General features: G+C 62.5%; 15 protein-coding genes and 2 tRNA genes. 6 read left to right on the top strand and 11 right to left on the bottom strand.

The window, feature by feature from the left end:
- Positions 1–27: 27 nt before the first annotated feature.
- The 3 genes from RE4_RS19405 to RE4_RS19395 form a co-directional block, all read right to left on the bottom strand.
- Positions 28–2,061, bottom strand: coding sequence for a S9 family peptidase (locus tag RE4_RS19405; RefSeq protein WP_060939202.1), 2,034 nt, complete (start codon positions 2,059–2,061; stop codon positions 28–30).
- A 12-nt stretch (positions 2,062–2,073) separates the two neighbouring features.
- On the bottom strand, positions 2,074–2,688 hold the full coding sequence (locus tag RE4_RS19400) for a GNAT family N-acetyltransferase (RefSeq protein ID WP_003944518.1): 615 nt from the start codon (positions 2,686–2,688) through the stop codon (positions 2,074–2,076).
- Positions 2,689–2,751: 63 nt separating this feature from the next.
- Positions 2,752–3,759, bottom strand: a complete 1,008-nt coding sequence (locus tag RE4_RS19395) for an iron-siderophore ABC transporter substrate-binding protein (RefSeq protein ID WP_003944558.1) — start codon at positions 3,757–3,759, stop codon at positions 2,752–2,754.
- Positions 3,760–3,879: 120 nt separating this feature from the next.
- Here RE4_RS19395 and RE4_RS19390 point away from each other — a divergent pair, with 120 nt between their 5' ends.
- Both RE4_RS19390 and fdhD read left to right on the top strand, forming a co-directional pair.
- Positions 3,880–6,189 (top strand): FdhF/YdeP family oxidoreductase, encoded by a 2,310-nt coding sequence (locus tag RE4_RS19390; protein WP_172932157.1) that lies wholly within the window; start codon positions 3,880–3,882, stop codon positions 6,187–6,189.
- 1 nt (position 6,190) lies between these two features.
- A complete protein-coding gene (fdhD, locus tag RE4_RS19385; protein WP_060939160.1) occupies positions 6,191–7,060 on the top strand; it encodes a formate dehydrogenase accessory sulfurtransferase FdhD in 870 nt (289 codons plus the stop codon).
- On the opposite strand, the gene RE4_RS19380 is transcribed toward fdhD, so the two are convergent.
- The 3 genes from RE4_RS19380 to aroQ are packed head-to-tail and all read right to left on the bottom strand — an operon-like array spanning position 7,011 to position 10,248.
- The gene (locus tag RE4_RS19380) at positions 7,011–8,924 is read right to left on the bottom strand and encodes a sugar phosphate isomerase/epimerase and 4-hydroxyphenylpyruvate domain-containing protein (protein WP_046378772.1); all 1,914 of its coding nucleotides are present in this window, start codon (positions 8,922–8,924) and stop codon (positions 7,011–7,013) included. The two genes, fdhD and RE4_RS19380, sit on opposite strands and share 50 nt — an antisense overlap.
- Complete coding sequence (locus tag RE4_RS19375; protein WP_021333420.1) at positions 8,921–9,799, bottom strand: shikimate dehydrogenase; 879 nt, start codon at positions 9,797–9,799, stop codon at positions 8,921–8,923. The genes RE4_RS19380 and RE4_RS19375 overlap by 4 nt, the downstream gene beginning before the upstream one ends.
- On the bottom strand, positions 9,799–10,248 hold the full coding sequence (gene aroQ, locus RE4_RS19370) for a type II 3-dehydroquinate dehydratase (RefSeq protein ID WP_029538345.1): 450 nt from the start codon (positions 10,246–10,248) through the stop codon (positions 9,799–9,801). The genes RE4_RS19375 and aroQ overlap by 1 nt, the downstream gene beginning before the upstream one ends.
- Positions 10,249–10,375: 127 nt before the next feature.
- Here aroQ and RE4_RS19365 point away from each other — a divergent pair, with 127 nt between their 5' ends.
- The 3 genes from RE4_RS19365 to RE4_RS19355 all read left to right on the top strand — a co-directional run bounded on the left by RE4_RS19365 (position 10,376) and on the right by RE4_RS19355 (position 14,885).
- Positions 10,376–11,050, top strand: coding sequence for a TetR/AcrR family transcriptional regulator (locus tag RE4_RS19365; protein WP_019749082.1), 675 nt, complete (start codon positions 10,376–10,378; stop codon positions 11,048–11,050).
- A 71-nt stretch (positions 11,051–11,121) separates the two neighbouring features.
- Positions 11,122–13,344 (top strand): glycoside hydrolase family 3 C-terminal domain-containing protein, encoded by a 2,223-nt coding sequence (locus tag RE4_RS19360; RefSeq protein ID WP_060939201.1) that lies wholly within the window; start codon positions 11,122–11,124, stop codon positions 13,342–13,344.
- Between the two features lie 203 nt (positions 13,345–13,547).
- Positions 13,548–14,885, top strand: a complete 1,338-nt coding sequence (locus RE4_RS19355; RefSeq protein WP_020970000.1) for an MFS transporter — start codon at positions 13,548–13,550, stop codon at positions 14,883–14,885.
- A 102-nt stretch (positions 14,886–14,987) separates the two neighbouring features.
- Here RE4_RS19355 and clpX read toward each other — a convergent pair whose 3' ends face one another.
- From clpX to RE4_RS19330, 5 genes are all read right to left on the bottom strand, one after another.
- A complete protein-coding gene (gene clpX / locus RE4_RS19350) occupies positions 14,988–16,268 on the bottom strand; it encodes an ATP-dependent Clp protease ATP-binding subunit ClpX (protein WP_003944582.1) in 1,281 nt (426 codons plus the stop codon).
- Positions 16,269–16,637: 369 nt separating this feature from the next.
- On the bottom strand, positions 16,638–17,300 hold the full coding sequence (locus RE4_RS19345; RefSeq protein WP_003944539.1) for an ATP-dependent Clp protease proteolytic subunit: 663 nt from the start codon (positions 17,298–17,300) through the stop codon (positions 16,638–16,640).
- 48 nt (positions 17,301–17,348) lie between these two features.
- Complete coding sequence (locus RE4_RS19340; RefSeq protein WP_060939159.1) at positions 17,349–17,936, bottom strand: ATP-dependent Clp protease proteolytic subunit; 588 nt, start codon at positions 17,934–17,936, stop codon at positions 17,349–17,351.
- A gap of 216 nt (positions 17,937–18,152) precedes the next feature.
- On the bottom strand, positions 18,153–19,526 hold the full coding sequence (tig, locus tag RE4_RS19335) for a trigger factor (protein WP_060939158.1): 1,374 nt from the start codon (positions 19,524–19,526) through the stop codon (positions 18,153–18,155).
- 148 nt (positions 19,527–19,674) lie between these two features.
- Positions 19,675–19,748, bottom strand: a tRNA-Pro gene (locus RE4_RS19330).
- A gap of 399 nt (positions 19,749–20,147) precedes the next feature.
- On the opposite strand from RE4_RS19330, the gene RE4_RS19325 reads away from it, so the two are divergent.
- Positions 20,148–20,221 (top strand) — tRNA-Gly (locus RE4_RS19325).
- Position 20,222: the final 1 nt, after the last annotated feature.

The following is a 20,222-nucleotide window of genomic DNA, read 5'->3' as shown; positions in this document are numbered from 1 at the left end:
CTTCAGCCGAACGAGGCATGCGCGCGTTCAGCCCAGAATCTCCGGCAGCGCGACATCTTCGCCGAGAACGTGCTCGGAGAGGAACGCGGTGACCACCTCGTACCAGATCTTGGTGTGCTGCGGCTTGAGCACCCAGTGATTCTCGTCGGGGAAGTACAGGAAGCGATGGTCCGTTTTCCCGTCGTCGTCGGCGGGCAGACCTGACTCGGCGAGCAGTTCGTACCAGAGTCGCAAGCCCTCACCGATCGGAACCCGGTAGTCCTTGTCGCCATGGATGACCAGCATCGGAGTCGTGATGTCCGCGACGTACAGGTGTGGCGAGTTCTCGACGGCCATCTCCGGCGACATCTCGCGTTGCCAGTACCAGGCCGCGTCCGTCGTCGGGCCGAATTGATCGAGTGCCCAGAGGCTTGCGTGGGTGACGATCGCGTCGAAACGGTTGGTATGGCCGGCGATCCAGTTGGCCATGTAACCGCCGAACGAACCACCCATCGCGCCGGTTCGCTTGGGGTCGATCTCGGGCTGCGCGACGGCAGCATCGGTGATCGCCATCAGATCGGTGAAGGGCGCCTTGCCCCACTGACCCCACCCGCGCTGGACGAAATCCTGCCCGTATCCGGTCGAGAGTGCGGGATCGGGCAGCAGTACGGCATAGCCCTTGGCGACGAGCAGCCACGGGTTCCACCGCCAGGACCAGGTGTTCCACGAACCGAGTGGGCCGCCGTGGACCCAGAGGAGCAACGGCACCGGCGCGTGCGGTGCGGCGCCGGTCGGCAGTGCCAACCAACTCCGGATTGTCGAACCGTCCTCGGCGCGAGCGGTGATCTCGGTCAGTGTTCCCGGCAGCTCCGGCAATGCGTCGGGTCCACGAAGTGCGGTGATCTCACCGGATCCCAGATCCACCCGCACCACGTGCGGGGGCGCTTCGTACGAGGCTCGCAACGCGTAGATCGACTCGCCGTCCGGCGCCACTCGAACATCGGTGTACGCCGCGTCGTCGGCTGTCAGGCGCACCGGCTGACCCCACAGGTCGATGGTGAAGATCGGCCCTCGGCCGCCGTCGTCAGCGGTGACCACCAGCCCGGATCCGTCGGGTAGCCAGGCAAGTGAGGTAGGCCAGCGATCCCAGCCGTCGGCCACGCCGGTCACGGCACAGGATCCGAAGTCGTAGAGCTGCAGAGTCATTCGCGGTGCGGACTCCGGCGTGGTGAGAGTCTCCCGGATTAACGCGAGCTTGGTTCCGTCCGGCGAGAGCACCGGGTTGTAGACGTCCGCGTCGGCCTCGTCGACAAGGGTGGTTCGGTCGCCGGTCACCGTGTCGATCCGAACCAACGTCGATCGGCGGGCGGCACTAGCCGCGCCGACAGCCCACGTGGTCACGACGAAGAGACCGTCGTCGGAAATCGTGGTCGACGTCTCTCGCAGCGCCGCGCCTGCAGTTGGTGTGATGTCCCGCAACTCGACGGATTCCTTCGAATCCGTCTCGGCGACAACCAGATGCGGATGATCGGGGCCCAGGTCGTGGTCCCAGTGGCGCACCGGATATCCGGTGTGCAGCATCGCCGTGACCTTCTTGTCCTTGCGCGCCGATCGCACCTGATCGTCCTGGTCGAGGCTGATCGCCGAAGCCATGACCGACGTCTGGGCCACGAACGTCGGCGCCGCCTTGGCCGCTGATACCGACGAGACACCACCGGGACGTGAGATCAACAGCTGAGCTTCTCCGCCCGCCGCGGGCAAGCGCCAGAGTGCGGGTTGCGGATCACTCTCGCCCGGCACGGCTCGCGTGGCGGTGAAGAGCACGTCGCCGTCGAACGCGAAGGCAGCACCCGACTCGCTGGTCGAGCCCCAGGTCAACCGACGCGCCGGACGCCGACCTTCCGGGTCGATCTCCCACAACGAGGACACGTATTCGGCGCTCTTGTCGTCGAGAACGGCGCGCGCGCAGATCAGCAGCGAGCCGTCGGGTGACAACAACAGGCCGGACAACCTGGCCAAGGCGATGTAGTCGTCGAGTTCGTCGAACGGTGTGCCTGCGTGGAGCTCGGGAATCTGGGTCACCACTAGTTGGTATCACGCGCCCCGCGGTTGACGCATCATTGCGTAGATCGTCGGCCCGCCGCCTGGCATGACGATGTCACGGGTCACTTCGAAACCGAAGCGGTTGTAGTACGGGATGTTCGATTCCTTGCTGCTCTCGAGGTAAGCGTCGACGTGTTCACGATCGCAACGCTCCAACCGGGAGTTCAGTAGTGCTTTGCCGTATCCCCCACCGCGCGCCGCGCTGCCGGTCCCGACCGTCGCGAGATACCAGTGCGGCGAATTCGGATGTGCTCCTTCGAGAACGGAGCTGACCTCGGCCGCGTGTCGTAGCCCCCTGCCGAAGACACGCACCATTGCGGGCAGGCTCACGAGCCCGGAAATCCACGACTGCTTCCACCGCCCCGGCGGATCCCACAGAGTTGCCCCGCCGATCACGCCGTTGTCATCGGTGGCCACCTCGACACCGCCACCGGCGAAGTGGTGGTAACGAGCTTCTGCGGCAAACAGTTTCGTCAGGCGCTCAGCCCTGGAGTCCTCGTCCGGCAACATCCAGGCCATCAAAGGATCATCTTCGAACGCCTCGGCCAACACCGCCGACAGCGCCGGAATATCGGATCGGACAGCCGGCCGCACGTGTACACCCATGAGGCGAGAGTACCGCCGACTGTCCGAATCCCTGGACTTTGAACAGCGCTGTCCTTGAACCGATCAGACGAGCAAGCCCGCAATCCGCGGCGGAATCTGTTCGAGCGCATACGGCAAGCTCAGTACGGTGCTCCACGTCATGGCTTCGGCAGCAGCGTCTTCCAGAATGATCGCGCGGCCGTCCTTCACGACGTCGAGTTCCTGGTAGATCGGGGTCTTGTCCAATTCCGCCCGAAGCTTGTCGCCGTAGCCACCACCGGCGTACCAGACGAGTACGTCGACGTCCGCAAGCGAGAGTTGCTCGGTGCTGATCTCGGCGAAGTTACCCGTGATCTGATCGGTGACAGGCGGATTCACGAATCCGAGTTCAGTGAAGAACCTCACCTTGGGGTCTTCCGGTCCGTAGACCCCGAATTGCCCCGGCCCCTTCAACGCGCCGACCAGAACGGTCTTGCCGGCAAACGCCGGATTGGCCGTCTTCACGTCGGCGAACTTCTTGTCGACGCCGGCGATCAGCTCGGTGGCCTTTCCTTGCTGCCCCAGCGCTTCGCCGATGATGGTCGTCTGGTTCTGCCAGGGGATTCCGTAATCCGCGAACTCCTTCGGCTGCGCCACCGTCGGCGCAATGGCACTGAGTTTGTCGTACTGCGCCTGAGTGAGCCCGGAGTAGGTGCCGACAATCAGGTCGGGTGTCGTGGCAGCGACCTTCTCCATCTGAATGGTGGTGCCCGCGGTTCCGATGATCTCGGGAGTCGCCCCGTTCAACAACGGCTGCGCCCATGGCCACACACCGTAGGGGTAATCGCCGTACCAGTCGAAGGTTCCGACCAAAGTCCCACCGAGGGCGAGGATCGCATCTTGATCGTTGTATCCGACACTGACGATCCGCTGCGGATCCTTGGGCAGCTCGGTAGCCCCAAATTTGTGGGTGATCGATCCCGCAGAGTCACCGCTGGGGGGCGTGTCCTCGTCGTTCGAACTGGAGCAGGCTGCGGCGAATGCCAGCAACGCTCCCGACGTGCCGATCAGAAATCCGCGCCGGGTCAGCCGACCTGCGTCCGTTCGATCCATGCTCTTACCCCTTAAGTCCGCTCGTTCGGTAGGTAAGGCTAGCCGATGAATGTCGCATTCCGGTGAGTTCGACCGTCCCATTCGATGGCAGTACCGCGCCGTTCGGGCCAGTATGGAGACATGACGCGCCAGGGCCCCTCGAAAGACATCGACGAATCGGATCTCGAAGTCACGCACCCCAAGGACTACGCCGCCGGAGTGCCGGCCGTTCTGGTGTCGCTGCAACGAGGAATCGAGCAGATGGGAGCCTTGCGGACCGCCCGAACGCTCACCAGGCTCAACCAGCGTCACGGCTTCGACTGCCCGGGGTGTGCGTGGCCGGAGACTCCCGGACATCGCAAGCCCGCCGAGTTCTGCGAGAACGGAGCGAAGGCCGTTGCCGAGGAAGCAACGCTTCGCACGGTCACGCCTGAATTCTTCGCGGAGCACTCGATCGCCGACCTCGAAGGCAAGACCGATTACTGGCTCGGCCAACAGGGCCGACTGACGCACCCGATGGTCCTGACCCCGGGAGCAACCCATTACCAGCCGATCGACTGGGATGGCGCGTACGCACTGATCGCCGAACATCTGAACGGCCTCGCGTCGCCGGACGAAGCAGTGTTCTACACCTCCGGTCGCACGTCCAACGAAGCAGCGTTTCTCTACCAGTTGATGATTCGTAGCTACGGCACCAACAACATGCCCGACTGTTCCAACATGTGTCACGAGTCGTCCGGAAGCGCACTGACCGAATCCATCGGCATCGGCAAAGGCTCGGTGACGGTTCCCGACCTCGAGAACGCCGATCTCATCCTCATCGCCGGACAGAATCCCGGCACCAACCACCCACGAATGCTCTCGACACTCGAGAAGGCAAAGGGCAACGGCGCCAAGATCATTGCCATCAATCCCCTCCCCGAGGCGGGATTGCGGCGGTTCAAGGATCCGCAGAAAGTCTCCGGCGTGATCGGGCACGGAGTCGACATCGCGGACGAGTTCCTGCAGATCCGGCTGGGCGGCGACATGGCGCTGTTCCAAGGCTTGGGGAAGCTGCTGCTCGAGCAGGAAGATCGCGCTCCCGGCACGGTGGTCGATCGCGCATTCGTCGACCGCTACTGCGCCAGTTGGGACGAATACGAGAAGCACATCCGCGCGGTCGATCTCGACACGGTACTCGAGGCGACGGGCCTGTCGATGGCGCAGCTCGAGGAAACGGCTGCCGCGCTTGCCCGATCCGAGCGAACCGTCACCTGCTGGGCCATGGGCATCACTCAGCACACACACGGAGTCGCCACCATCGAAGAAGCGGTCAACCTGCTGCTCATGCGTGGAATGATGGGCAAACCCGGTGCCGGGGTCTGTCCGGTGCGAGGACACTCCAATGTCCAGGGTGACCGCACGATGGGCATCTGGGAGAAGATGCCGGAAGAGTTCCTGTCCGCGCTCGACACCGAGTTCTCGATCTCGAGCCCTCGCAAGCACGGGTGGGACACCGTGGACGCGATCCGCGCGATGAATGCCGGCAAGGCAAGCTTCTTCATGGCGATGGGCGGCAACTTCATCCAGGCCAGCCCGGACACCGCAGCCACCGAAACCGCGCTGCGCCAATGCGAACTCACCGTTCAGGTTTCCACCAAACTGAACCGAAGCCACGTCGTTCACGGGCAGACCGCAATCATCCTCCCCACCCTCGGACGCACCGACCTCGACGTCCAGGCCGGCGGAAAGCAGCTTGTCTCCGTGGAAGATTCGATGTCCATGGTGCACCTGTCGCGCGGACGCCTCACGCCGGTCAGCCCCTACCTACGTAGCGAAGTCGCCATCATCTGCCAACTCGCCCGCGAACTACTCGGCAGCGATCACTCCGTCCGCTGGTCGGCCTTCGAGGGCAACTACGACCTGATTCGCGACTCCATCTCACGAGTGGTGCCCGGATGCGAAAACTACAACACCCGGGTTCGCCAGCCGGATGGATTCCAGCTCCCACACCCACCGCGTGACTCGCGTGAGTTCCGCACGCACACCGGCAAAGCCAACTTCGGCGTGAACGAACTGCACTGGATACCCACTCCGAGCGGGCGCCTGATTCTGCAGACCATGCGCAGCCACGACCAGTACAACACCACGATCTACGGCCTCGACGACAGATACCGCGGTATCAAGGGCGGACGCAAGGTCATCCTCGTCAATGCCGAAGACATCACTGCACTCGGATTCCGCGACGGCGATCTCGTCGACATCGTGTCCGAGTGGACAACACCAGACGGAACACTCGAAGAGCGTCGGGTCACGGAATTCCGCATCGTCTCCTACGACACCCCCCGCGGCAATGCGGCGGCGTACTACCCCGAGACAAATCCGCTCGTTCCCCTCGAACACGTTGCAGCCAAGTCGAACACGCCGGTCTCGAAGGCCGTCACTGTTCGACTCGAAGCATCAGGCGCCTGAGATGGGACGGGTCACCGCACGAACACCGGTCGTTCGAATCTCGGGTGATCGGGTCGTCACGCGCCCCGACACGCTGGCCGTCGAAGAACCACTCGAAATGAGGGTTGGCGGTCAGGTGCTGGCCGTGACGATGCGAACACCAGGCAACGACGTCGACCTCGTCCACGGATTCCTTCTCAGCGAAGGCGTCATCGGTACCCGCGACGACGTGAGCGTCGTCCGGTACTGCGACGGCGTCGACGAAACCGGCGCGAACACCTACAACGTCCTCGACATCGCGCTCGCTCCCGGAGTGCCGTTGCCCGATCACACCACCGATCGCAACACCGTCGTCAGTTCCGCGTGCGGCGTGTGCGGCAAGACGTCACTCGATGCCGTCCGAACCACCACGCGGCATCCCCTGGTCGGTGACACGACTTCCGTCACCGCCACCGTCCTGTCGGCCATGCCGGTCACGCTTCGGGAGAGCCAACGGATCTTCGAGCGCACCGGAGGCCTGCACGCAGCCGGATTGTTCACCGCCACCGGCGAACTCCTGGCGCTGCGCGAGGACGTCGGCCGGCACAACGCAGTCGACAAGGTGATCGGTTGGGCAATCACCGACGGCCGAGTGCCGCTCTACGACACGATCCTGATCGTCAGTGGGCGGGCGTCGTTCGAACTCGTCCAGAAGGCCGTCATGGCGGGCATTCCGATTCTGGGCGCAGTCTCCGCGCCGTCGTCATTGGCCGTGGAGTTGGCACAGGAATCGGGGTTGACCCTCGCCGGTTTCATCCGCGGCGATTCGATGAATATCTACTCGCACCCGCACCGAGTCGAGGTCACGTCTGATTCGCGCGCAACTGAGCCGACAGTCGCACAGCGGAGTTGACCTCCCCGTAGCCCTCGTATCCACCCACTCGCTGCACGACCTCGAAGAACAGGTCTCCCCCGACCGTCGGGGTGAACAGGTGGAAGAACTCACCGCGGGCGTCAGCGTCGTAAAGGATTCCGGCGCTGCGCATCCGGTCGAGCAGTTCTGAATTCAGGCCGAAACGTGCGTCCAGATCGTCGTAGTAGTTCGGGGAAATGGGTAGCGGAGCGAAGCCCCAGTCCTGCATGGACGCAGCGGCACCGAAGATGTTCTCACACGCGAAAGCGACGTGGCTGACGCCGCCGCGACGGACCGTCGGCAGCCCGCTTCGACTGCCCTCCACCATGTTCAGTGAGATCCGCAGGGTATGTCCGTCACCGTCCTGAACGAGCGTAAGTGCCTGGCTCCGCATGAGTCCGACCGAATCGGTGACGTCCTGCCCCTCGTGCGGTTGCATCTCGAACACGGACCGCAGGAGCAGCATGATGCCGTCCCAACTCTCGGCCGGAACTGCCAGTGCCACGTGGTCGATCCCGGTGAACACTGCGCCCTGTTCACGATTGCGCTCGGCGGGCAGCGGGTAGATCTCGAATGCCGATTCCCACGCTGCAGCGCTGCCGGGGCCACGAAGGTCGATCGATGTCGCATCGGTGACCTTCAAGCGTACGACGTCCGGTACCTCGGAGTTCTCGTCGCTCGAACCGGGCAACTGCACGCGCGTCGCCGGTACTTCGAGAGCCAGAGCGCGCTCTCCCCACACTTCGGGTTCGGTTGCCCTGATGCCGATCTGAGTGAGAACCGGCAGATCCGCGGGCAGCCCGGGCGCCGTCCACACCGTGCCCGCTGTCGCGTCGACGGCAACGGTGAGCGGTCCGTGCCGCCACAACTGCAAGTCGTGATCGTGGTGCCGTCCGACCAGATGAAAACCGACGCGAGAGAGCATCGAGTGCACCTGGTCCTGTTTAGCCGGACCCGCAGCGATTCGCAGAGACACGATCCCTTCGAGCGGGGTGCGCTCCGGGGCGGTGAACAGCGTGGGTCCACCGGCGGCAGGGTTCGCGGCGGCGACCTGTTCTTCCAGATGGAGGAGCGACCGATGAGCGTCGATTGCCGTCCGCTGGGTGTCCGCGCGGCGGAATACGTCGTTGAAGATCTCGAGCGACCACGGTCCGTCGTAACCGGTGGCGTAGACATGCTGAGCGAACGCACTGAGATCGAAGCTGCCCTGCCCCGGAAAGTTTCGGTGATGCCGGCTCCACTGGAGGATGTCCATCGCCAAGAACGGAGCGTCCGCCAACTGGAGGAAGAAGATCTTCTCGCCGGGAATCTCGCGAATTCCGGCGGGATCGTCACCGCGCGAGAGGATGTGAAAGCTGTCCAGACAGGTACCGAGCGAAGGATGGTCGACGCCCTCGACGATCTGCCACGCATGGCCGTACGTATTGACGTGGGCACCCCATGCGAGCGCCTCGTAGGCAACCTTCTTGCCGTGCTCGGACGCCAGTTCGGCGAGAGCTCCGAATTGCTCTGTCAACTGACCGTCATCGTGACTTGCGGTCGGCAGGGGCGAGGAGCACACCAGGAGCGTCTCGCACCCCAGTTGATCCATGAGCTCGAATTTGCGTTCCACTCGAACAAGATTCCGAGCAAATTGGGCCTCGTCCACCGTGTCGAAGTCACGGAATGGCTGATACAGATCGAGGGTCAAGCCCAGATCCGCAGCCCGCGTTCGCAATTCCTTCGGGGACCACGGCGAAGCAACAAAATCCGGCTCGAACACCTCGAAGCCGTCGAAGCCGGCAGCAGCGATGGCGTCGAGCTTCTCCTCGAGAGTCCCACTGAGCGATACCGTCGCGATCGACGTCCGGACCGGGGCACTCACAGCGCTGCCGCAGTCTGTTCGCCGTGCACGAGTTCCGTCATGTGCGCGAGCATCCGCTTACTGTCGGGCTCGATGCCCGTGAAGATCCGGAACGCGTCGACGGCCTGAAAGACAGTCATTCCGCCTCCGCTGAGCGTCGGGGCTCCGATCAACCTCGCTTGACGCAACAGCTCGGTCTCGAGCGGGCGGTAGACGATTTCCGCTACCCACAGATCTGGACGGAGCAGATCTGGCGAGAATGCCATTCCGGGATGAGCCGCCATTCCCATCGGAGTCGCGTGGATCAATCCGTTTGCGTTGCCGAGCACTTCGGCGAGGTCGCTCGTGTGCCGCGCCTCGACAACCTGCGCCGGAAACTGCTGCGCGAAGGTTTGTGCAAGTTCCTCCGCGCGAGGCAGGCTCGAATCGACCAACGTCAGTGTCCCGACACCGCGGGTGAGCGCTGCATAGGCAACCGCCGCACCGGCTCCGCCGGCACCGAGCTGCACGACGCGATCGAGCTGTGCTCCGGGAAGTCCGTCGTCGAAGTTGCGGCCGAAGCCCGACCAATCAGTGTTGTGTCCGATCGCCTTGCCGGAGTCGAAGAGGACCGTGTTCACCGCTCCGAGCCGGCTCGCATCCGGCGAGAGCTCGTCGAGGTGTTCGATCACCAACTGCTTGCACGGGTGAGTGATGTTGAGGCCGCGGAAGCCGAAACGTCTTGCATAGGTGAGAAGTTCACCGATGTCCGACGGCGCCATTCCCATCACGTCGAGATCGAGGATGCGGTAGACGTAAGGCAGGCCCTGTCTGCGCCCTTCTTCCTCGTGCATGATCGGAGTCAAGGAGGCTCCGATTCCGGTGCCGATCAGACCGCAGAGGATCGAATCACTCATCAGTTCTTCCCTTCTCGGATGCAGACGAATTCGACTGCGGCGCTGTATCCGTCGATTCCCAATCCACAGATGACGGCGTCGGCGATGCCGGAGACATACGAGTGGTGACGGAATTCTTCGCGACTGTGGATGTTGCTGATGTGCACCTCCACGACGGGGGCATCGAGTGTGACCAGAGCGTCGCGCAACGCAACGGAGGTGTGCGAGTACCCACCCGGATTGATGACGATGCCCGCGACATTTCCCCTGGCCTCGTGGACCCAATCGATCAGTTGGCCCTCGTGGTTCGACTGCTTTGCCTCGACCACCACTCCGAACTTCTCGGCCGCCGCTTCACAGCGGGAAACGACGTCGTCCAGGGTGTCTCTCCCGTAGAACTCCGGTTGGCGCTGGCCCAACAAATTCAAGTTGGGTCCGTTGAGGACCAGAACCGGTAGAGATGGAGTCATCAGGGGCACCTCGGGGTTGACGCTCGAAACTAATGTACGAACTAGTGAGTTAGTTCACTGGACGTTACTCCCCCGACGTGAACTCGACAAGCAAAGTCGACAAACTGCTGGCAGATAGAGTGAGCACATGGTTTCCGAGCAGTCAGTGAACTCTGTGGTGTCGAAGCCGGAGAAACGACGCCGAAACAGCGATCTGACCAGGGTGAACATCATCGCCGTCGCGACCGAGGAGTTTGCCGACAAAGGCTTCGCCGGCGCCCGGGTCGACGAGATCGCAACCAAGACGCATACCACCAAGCGCATGATCTACTACTACTTCACCGACAAGGAAGGGCTGTACAAGTCGGTACTCGAGCATGCGTACAGCGTCATTCGTGCGCAGGAACGTGAACTCGACCTCGAGGGATTGAACCCCACGGCAGCAGTCCGCGCTTTGGCCGAACTCACCTTCGACCACCACGAACAGCACCCGAATTTCATTCGGCTCGTGGCCAACGAGAACATGCTCCGCGGCGAGCACATCGAGAAATCCGAGTTACTCAGCGGCCTCGGCGCCCCTGCCGCCGACCTGGTCTCGCAGATCCTGCACGACGGGCAGCAGTCTGGGGCATTCCGCTCCGACGTCGATGCTCTCGATATTCACATGTTGATCAGCAGTTACTGCGTCTTTCGTATCGCCAATCGGTACACCTTCAAAGCGCTCTTCGACCGCGATCTGACCGACTCGACGCATCGTGAGCATCTTCGAACAATGCTCGGCGACATGGTTGTTGCGTTCCTGACCTCGAAGGCGCCGTCCTGACCTACCCCGAAGTCCGAAAAATCCCCCTACGGTGGTGAGTGGAACTCACAGCTGCCACCGGGAGGAATGACGTGACCGAGAATTACGTAGACGGGCTTTCACTCGAGGAGAAGGCGTCGTTGACGTCCGGCTCGGATTTCTGGCACAGCCAGTCCGTTGCCGGAATCGAATCGATACTCCTGACCGACGGTCCGCACGGAGTCCGGAAACAACCCGAGGGCGGCGACGCACTCGGACTCGGCCACAGCATTCCAGCGACATGTTTCCCACCGGCGGTCGGGGTGGGCTCGTCGTGGAACCTCGACCTCATCCGCCAGGTCGGTGAGGCTCTGGGCGACGAAGCCAAAGCCGAACAGGTCTCGGTCCTCCTCGGCCCAGGCATCAACATCAAACGGTCACCCTTGTGTGGCAGGAATTTCGAATACGTCTCCGAGGACCCATTCCTCTCCGGCCGCGTCGCGGCAGCGCTGATCACCGGCATCCAGTCTCGCGGCGTCGGAACCTCGCTCAAGCACTTCGCTGCCAACAACCAAGAACACGACCGGATGAGAGTCAGTGCCGACGTCGACGAACGGACGCTGCGCGAGATCTATCTGGCCGGCTTCGAATACGCCGTCAAGACCGCGGCCCCGACGACGGTCATGTGCTCGTACAACAAGATCAACGGTGTGTACTCGAGCCAGAACCATTGGCTGCTCACCGAGGTACTCCGCGAACAGTGGGGCTTCGACGGCCTCGTCGTTTCGGACTGGGGAGCGGTCAACGACCGCGTGGCGGCACTCGCCGCGGGCCTCGACCTGGAAATGCCGCCGACCGGAACCGATACCCAGATCGTCGACGCCGTGCGCGGCGGCGACCTGGACGAATCAGTGCTCACCACTGCCGCCGAGCGCCTGTCTACGCTGGTGAAACGCACCGCCGCCGCGCGCACCGAGGGCCACACGTACGACGTCGAGCGTCACCACGAACTGGCACGGACCGCTGCAGCGGAGTCCGCTGTCTTGCTGGCCAACGACGGAGAACTACTGCCGCTGACCCCCGGCGGGCAAACTGTCGCGGTGATCGGCGAATTCGCGTGCAGCCCGCGGTACCAGGGGGCCGGCAGTTCACAGGTGGTTCCCACCAAGCTCGACAATGCCTTGGACGCGATCCTCGACCTAGAAGGCGCCGACCGCGTCACTTTCGCACCGGGCTTCACCTTCGACGGCACTCCGAACGACGACATGGTCACCGAGGCTGTCGACGCCGCACGCCGCGCTGACGTCGCGGTGCTGTTCCTCGGACTACCGTCCGCCACAGAATCCGAAGGATTCGACCGAACCGACATCGAACTGCCGGCTGACCAGATCGCCCTGCTGGAAGCGGTCCACGGCGCGAACCCGAACACGGTCGTCGTGCTCGCCAACGGCGGTGTGGTTTCGACCGAGCCTTGGAAGGATCATGCCGCCGCAATCCTCGAGGGTTGGCTACTCGGCCAGGCGGGCGGCTCGGCGATTGCCGATCTTCTGTTCGGCATCACGAATCCGTCCGGCCGCCTCACGGAGACCATTCCGCTTCGCCTCCAAGACAATCCGTCGTATCTGCATTTCCCGGGATCACAGCAGCACGTCCGCTACGGCGAAGGCCTGTACGTGGGATACCGCTACTACGACTCCGCGCTGCGCGAAGTGGCGTACCCGTTCGGGTTCGGGCTGAGCTACACCACCTTCGACATCACCGATACCTCCGTCGAGGCCGGTGAGAACTCCGCCGAAGTGACCGTCACCGTGCGCAACAGCGGCGACCGATCGGGCAGCACCGTCGTTCAGGTCTACGTCCACGACGCCTCGGCAAGCATCGATCGACCCGCGCAGGAATTGAAGGGCTTTGCCAAGGTCCACCTCGACCCCGACGAATCCGCGACTGTGACCATCACGCTCGACACCAGGGCATTCGCCTATTGGTCCGTCGCGGCGCAGGACTGGGCGATCGAACCTGGCGACTACGAGATCCGCGTCGGCTTCTCGTCTCGGGACATCGCAACCACCGACACGATCACCCTGGCCGGGAACGTCGGCGTCGGCACGCTCGACGCCATGTCGACCATCGGCGAATGGCTCGCCCATCCCGTCGGCAGCGCAGTTCTCGGCGCCGCCATGGCTGCCGCAGCGGGCGACGGCGCACAGGCGGTCAGCCCCGAGATGATGGCACTCGCAGGCTCGATGCCGCTCGGGAAACTCGCCACCTTCGGCCTCGGCATCACCGAGGAACAGGTGGCGCAGTTGGTGGCGGCCGCCGCGCAGCCAGGCTCCTGACCGCCTGAACTGCGGTTTCGACGTGCGAAGAGTCCGCCGGTAGATTTTTATGAACTATTTGGTTAATAATCTTGTGTAGTCGCTGTGGCGTCGGTTACATTCCTTGTATCGCTCTCCGCACAGACGTTCTCGATACGAACACCCTCGACGAACATCATCGGCGGATGTAGAGCCTCCACGACGCTTCCACCCAGGAGATGAGCATGTCAGCTAGCACGGTTACACCGTCCGGCCCCGAGGCGGGATCCTTGGCCAGGCCGGACACGACCAAGGTCAAGCGCGCCGCAACGTCGTCGTTTCTCGGCAGCATGCTCGAGTACTACGACTTCTACATCTACGCATCCGCCGCTGCACTCATCTTCCCCACCGTGTTCTTCCCGGACAGCGGACATGCGGCACTGCTTTCGCTGGCCACCTTCGGTGTCGCGTACGTCGCGCGTCCCCTCGGCGCTGTAGTCCTCGGCCATTTCGGTGACCGCGTCGGCCGCAAGAAGATCATGCTGCTCACGCTCATCATGATGGGCGCAGCAACATTCCTCATCGGATGTATTCCCAGCGCGGATTCGATCGGAGTTCTTGCACCGATACTGCTGGTCCTGATGAGAATCGCTCAGGGCATCTCCGCCGCTGGTGAACAGAGTGGCGCCAGCTCACTGACTCTCGAACATGCTCCCGAAGGTCGACGGGCATTCTTCTGCAGCTGGACCCTCAACGGCACCCAGGCCGGCTTCATCCTCGCCAGCCTCGTCTTCCTGCCCATCGCCGCACTCCCCGACGACATCCTCTACACGTGGGGCTGGCGAATCCCGTTCTGGGGCAGCCTGATCGTTCTCGTGGCTGCATACATCATGCGTCTCAAGCTCGAAGAGCCGGAAGAGTTCACCGAGCAGCAGGAGTCGAAGGCCGTCGCCAAATTGCCTGTTGCCGATCTCCTTCGCACCCACAGCGCAAATCTGATTCGCGTGATCTGCTGCGCTTTCATCGCCGTCGTCTCGACCATCTTCTCCGTCTTCGGACTCGCCTTCGCGACCACCGAGGAAGTGGGGATCCCGAAGTCGACCATGCTCTGGGTGGCTATCGCAGCCAACGCCGTGGCCTTGCTCAGCCAGCCCGCCTGGGCGATTCTCTCCGACCGGATCGGTCGCAGGCCGCTGTTCATCGGTGGCGCCCTCGGTAGCGCGGTGTTCATCTACGTGTACTTCGGCGCAATCGCCAGCGGCAACGTCCCGCTGATCTTCCTGGCCGCAATCGGATTGATGTCCGTCTTCTACGCTGCCCCCAATGCCATCTGGCCGTCGTTCTACTCCGAAATGTTCAACACCAAGGTCCGCTACTCCGGCATCGCGATCGGCACCCAGGTCGGCTTCGCCCTCGCAGGCTTTGCGCCCGCCATCGGCAACGCCCTCATGGGCGGGGACAAGACACACTGGATGCCCGTTGCCATTCTGACATCGGTGGCCTGCGTCATCTGCGCGATCTCCGCGTTCACCGCCAAGGAGACGTTCCGCACTCCCCTCAAGGAACTCGGCAACCCGATCTAGCCGAACACCCCCAGACACCCTGCACGAACCACTGTGTTGCACGAACGACTGTGGCCCGGTATCTCTCGCGAGAGATACCGGGCCACAGTCGTTTTGAAGTTTCTACGCCGTCTTGTCGCGACGCTCGCCACGCTCCGGCTTACGCGGAACGATGGTCGGAAGTACGTTGTCGTTGACGGTCTCCGCGGTGACGACCACCTTTTCGACGTCGTCACGGCTGGGGATGTCGTACATCACCGGAAGAAGAACCTCTTCCATGATGGCGCGCAGGCCACGAGCGCCGGTTCCACGCAAGATCGCCTGATCGGCAATAGCGTCGAGCGCTTCTTCGGTGAACTCGAGTTCGACGCCGTCCATGTCGAAGAGACGACGGTACTGCTTGACGAGAGCGTTCTTGGGCTCCGACAAGATCTGAACGAGCGATTCCTTGTCGAGGTTGGTCACCGACGCGATCATCGGCAAACGGCCGATGAACTCGGGAATCAGACCGAACTTGATCAAATCCTCCGGCATGACCTCGGCGAAACGATCGACCGTATCCAGTTCGGCCTTCGACCGAACCTCGGCGCCGAAACCGATACCGCGCTTGCCGACACGATCGGAGACGATCCGCTCGAGACCAGCGAAAGCGCCCGCGACGATGAACAGCACGTTCGTGGTGTCGATCTGAATGAATTCCTGGTGCGGATGCTTGCGACCACCCTGCGGCGGGACGCTCGCCTGCGTACCTTCGAGGATCTTCAGCAACGCCTGCTGAACACCTTCGCCGGAGACGTCACGCGTGATCGACGGGTTCTCGCTCTTGCGAGCGATCTTGTCGACCTCGTCGATGTAGATGATTCCGGTCTCGGCGCGCTTGACGTCATAGTCGGCAGCCTGAATCAGCTTGAGCAGAATGTTCTCGACGTCCTCACCGACGTAGCCGGCCTCGGTCAACGCCGTCGCATCGGCGATGGCGAACGGGACGTTGAGCATCTTCGCGAGAGTCTGAGCGAGGTACGTCTTGCCACAGCCGGTGGGGCCGAGCATCAAGATGTTGGATTTTGCGAGCTCAACCGTCTCACCCCGCGCATCACGGCCCTTGTCTCCGGCCTGAATGCGCTTGTAGTGGTTGTAGACGGCCACGGCCAGCGTCCGCTTGGCGGAATCCTGACCGATGACGTAGTTCTCGAGGAATTCTCGGATCTCCGCAGGCTTGGGAAGCTCGTCGAGCTTGACCTCGCTCGATTCGGCCAATTCCTCTTCGATGATCTCGTTGCAGAGGTCGATGCACTCGTCGCAGATGTACACCCCGGGTCCTGCAATGAGCTTTTTGACCTGCTTCTGACTCTTGCCGCAGAAAGAGCACTTGAGCAGATCCCCGCCGTCGCCGATGCGTGCCATCTCGTGAGGTCCCTACTTTCCATCATGTACGTGCACTCGCCGCCACTCGATCGGTCGAGACGCTCCGCAGTACTCGGTATCAGATCAGAAGTTGTCAGATCAGAAGTTGTCGGATCAGACAAACTGATCAACAAACTGATCGAACAAATCTGGTCGAACAATCGCAGAACGCCGGTCGAGAACCAGCCCGTGAAGTGACGGTACCCGCAGATCCCGAACGGGGTCGACCTGTTCTCGGCGTTTCGCCTGCGGATAAAAAAGAAAAGAGTCGAGATTTCAGCCTGGCGAGCGCTCCACCAGGCACTTCTCGACGTGTCCGCCTCGTGTCGGGAATCGGAATACAGATCCTCGACACGAGGCGGAAATCGACTACTTCTGTGCGCTGAGCTTCCGGTAAGCCAGCACGTCGTCGATGATGCCGTACTCCTTGGCCTGCTCGGCCGTGAGGATCTTGTCGCGATCGGTGTCGACGCGGATGGTCTCCGGATCCTTGCCAGTGTGCAGCGACAGCGTGCTCTCCATGAGTCGACGCATACGCTCGATTTCCGCAGCCTGGATCTCCAGATCGGAAACCTGACCCTGGATGCCGCCCGTGGCCGGCTGGTGAATCAGAATGCGCGAGTTGGGGAGCGCGAAGCGCTTGCCCGGCGTACCACCGGCGAGAAGGACAGCAGCTGCCGAAGCAGCCTGACCGAGGCAGACGGTGGAGATGTCGGCACGGACGTACTGCATCGTGTCGTAGATCGCCATCAGCGCGGTGAACGAACCACCGGGCGAGTTGATGTACATGGTGATGTCGCGGTCCGGATCCTGCGATTCGAGAACCAGCAACTGTGCCATGAGGTCGTTGGCGGAGACGTCGTCGACCTGCGAGCCGAGGAAGATGATGCGCTCCTCGAACAGCTTGTTGTACGGGTCGGACGTCTTGACGCCGTAGCTGGTCTGCTCCGTGAACTGGGGCAGGATGTAACGCGATTGGGGGCCCGACGGCGCCTGGCCGCCCAGCGAGTTAGCTCCGAAAAGATTGGTCATCAGTTCTCCAAAGTATGAATTGGGCAGCGAAAGGATGGACGAACCGGCTCAGTTGCCGGTGCCGCCGGCCTGATTCGCACGGGAGACGACGTGGTCGACGAAGCCGTACTCGAGAGCTTCCCTCGCCGTGAACCAACGGTCACGGTCGGAGTCCGCGGTGATCTGCTCGACCGTCTGGCCGGTGTGCTGAGCGATCAGCTCGGCCATTTCGCGCTTGGTGTGCTTGAACTGCTCGGCCATGATCGCGATGTCACTGGCGGAACCACCGATACCGGCGGACGGCTGGTGCATCATGATGCGGGCGTGAGGCAGTGCGTAACGCTTGCCCTTGGTGCCTGCCGAGAGCAGGAACTGACCCATCGACGCCGCAAGGCCCATACCGAAGGTGGCGATGTCGCACTCGGCGAACTGCATCGTGTCGAAGATCGCCATACCTGCGGTGACAGATCCACCGGGCGAGTTGATGTAGAGCGAGATGTCTCGCGTCGGGTCCTCGGCCGAGAGCAGCAGGATCTGCGCGCACAGCTTGTTGGCGATGTCGTCGTCGACCTGGGTACCGAGAAAAATGATGCGCTCTCGCAGCAAGCGCTCGTACACCGAGTCGCTGAGGTTCAACCCAGCGGTCGCTGAAGTCATGGCGGGACTCTGCAAAGTCTCCAGGTGATTGGAAGTCACGGTACCTGCCTTCTATGTGGATCTACTTGTGCGGTGGATCGTCTATGCGAAACACTTCTACTGACACAGACAGTAACGAAGTAGGGCGGCACCGGAGTCCCGGTGCCGCCCTACTTCGCTCAAAGCGGAAAACTCAGTGCAGTCGATCGTGGTGAAAACACCCGTCCGCCTGCGTTTTTACTTGTCTTCGCTCTCGGCGGAATCAGACGCATCCGCTTCGGTTTCGTCCTCGCTGCTGCCGAACAGTTCAGCGGTGTCGACAACGGCGCCGGAGGTGTCCTTGACACCGGCCGACTCGACGACGGACGCGAGAGCCTTGCCACGACGGACGTCTGCGAAGACGGCGCCGAGCTGGTTGGCCTGCTGGATCTGCTGGATGAACTGCTCAGGAGCCATGCCGTAACGCTGCGCCTGGAACAGGATGCGCTCGGTGAGCTCGTCCTGACCGACGGTGACGTTGCCCGCATCGGCGATCGAGTCGAGCAAGAGCTGCGTCTTGACGGAGCGCTCAGCGGCTTCCTGGGCATCCTTGTCGAACTCTTCGCGGCTGCTGCCCTGCTCTTCGAGGAGCTTGTTCAGTGCCTCTTCGTCGTGATCGAGACCGTGAACGGCGTCGTGCAGTGCAGCATCGACCTCAGCCTTGACGACGGCTTCCGGCAACGGAACCTCGACGGTCTCGAGCAGCTGCTCGAGAACCTTGTCGCGGATCTGACCGGCCTGCTCGACCTTGCGGACGCGTGCGACGCGCTCGCGGAGGTCAGCCTTCAGTTCTTCCAGGGTGTCGAACTCGCTGGCGAGCTGAGCGAACTCGTCGTCCTCAGCCGGAAGCTCGCGCTCCTTGACCGTCTGCACGGTCACGGTGACAACAGCTTCCTTGCCCGCGTACTCGCCGGCGACCAGCGTCGACGTGAAGTCCTTGGACTCCCCCGCCTTGAGGCCGATGATGGCGTCGTCGAGGCCCTCGATGAGCTGGCCCGATCCGACCTCGTGCGACAGTCCGCTAGCGGTTGCCTCGGCAACGTTCTCGCCGTCGACGGTGGCCGACAGGTCGATGGAGACGAAGTCGCCGTCCTCGACTGCGCGGTCGACGCCGGTGAGGGTGCCGAAACGCTGACGCAGCGAAAGCAACTGCTCTTCGATGGCTTCGTCGGTGATCTCGATCGGATCGACCTCGACGTTGATGGAGCTGAAGTCAGGGAGCTCGATCTCGGGGCGCACGTCGACCTCGGCGGTGAACTCGAGGAGCTCGCCGTCTTCGATCTTGGTGACCTCGATCTCGGGCTGGCCGATGGCCTTCACGCCGACGCTGGTGACAGCCTCGGAGTAACGCGACGGCAGAGCGTCGTTGACGACCTGCTCGAGCACAGCGCCGCGACCGACACGTGCTTCGAGGAGGCGAGCCGGAGCCTTGCCGGGACGGAAGCCGGGGAGACGAATCTGCTGCGCGAGGGCCTTGTAGGCCTTGTCGAAATCAGACTTGAGTTCCGCGAAGGGCACCTCAACGTTGATACGGACTCGCGTCGGGCTGAGCTGCTCGACGGTGCTCTTCACGAAACTTCGCTCCTTCGTCTGGTCTTGCTCACAACTTGTGTTGAATCGGTACTGCTGTGTGTTCGGTACTGCAGGTGTTCGGTACTGCTGTCTGGCGCGGCACTTCACTCCCGGACTTACTGGAGGTGAAGTGCCATGTACGTACTTGTCGGGATGACAGGATTTGAACCTGCGACCCTCCGCTCCCAAAGCGGATGCGCTACCAAGCTGCGCTACATCCCGTTTCCGATCACATGAAACACACGATACGGCCATCCGAGGCCACAAAGACAGCGGGCCACAAAGGCAGCCACCATCGGTGACCGCGCACAACCCTATCGCGCTCACTACTCTCTCACGAACCCGACCGTCGTTTGTACACGGCCCGCCTGTCCGACCCCGTCAGTATGTCATCCGACCGCCGCCACATACAGCCTTGGCTGAACGAAACGTGATGACAGCCGGAATCAGAAGCCGGGCCGCAAGGCAAGACACCCCGACTCGCCGGGCATTTCGGCAATTCCCCAGGTGAACGACGGTATCGAACTTCTCCAACCCCCCGATTATGAAATCCGGTGGGGCATTGGGTACAGTTTCGTATCGCAGACGACGAACACGGCGATCCCGAGTTGTCGTATGCACGGGGATGTAGCTCAATGGTAGAGCCTCAGTCTTCCAAACTGATCACGCGGGTTCGATTCCCGTCATCCCCTCCAT

It is taken from the genome of Rhodococcus erythropolis NBRC 15567, assembly GCF_001552595.1.
GTDB classification, from domain to species: domain Bacteria; phylum Actinomycetota; class Actinomycetes; order Mycobacteriales; family Mycobacteriaceae; genus Rhodococcus_F; species Rhodococcus_F erythropolis.
Note: the sequence above shows the minus strand (reverse complement) of the source record. Positions and strands in the feature narration are given on the sequence as shown.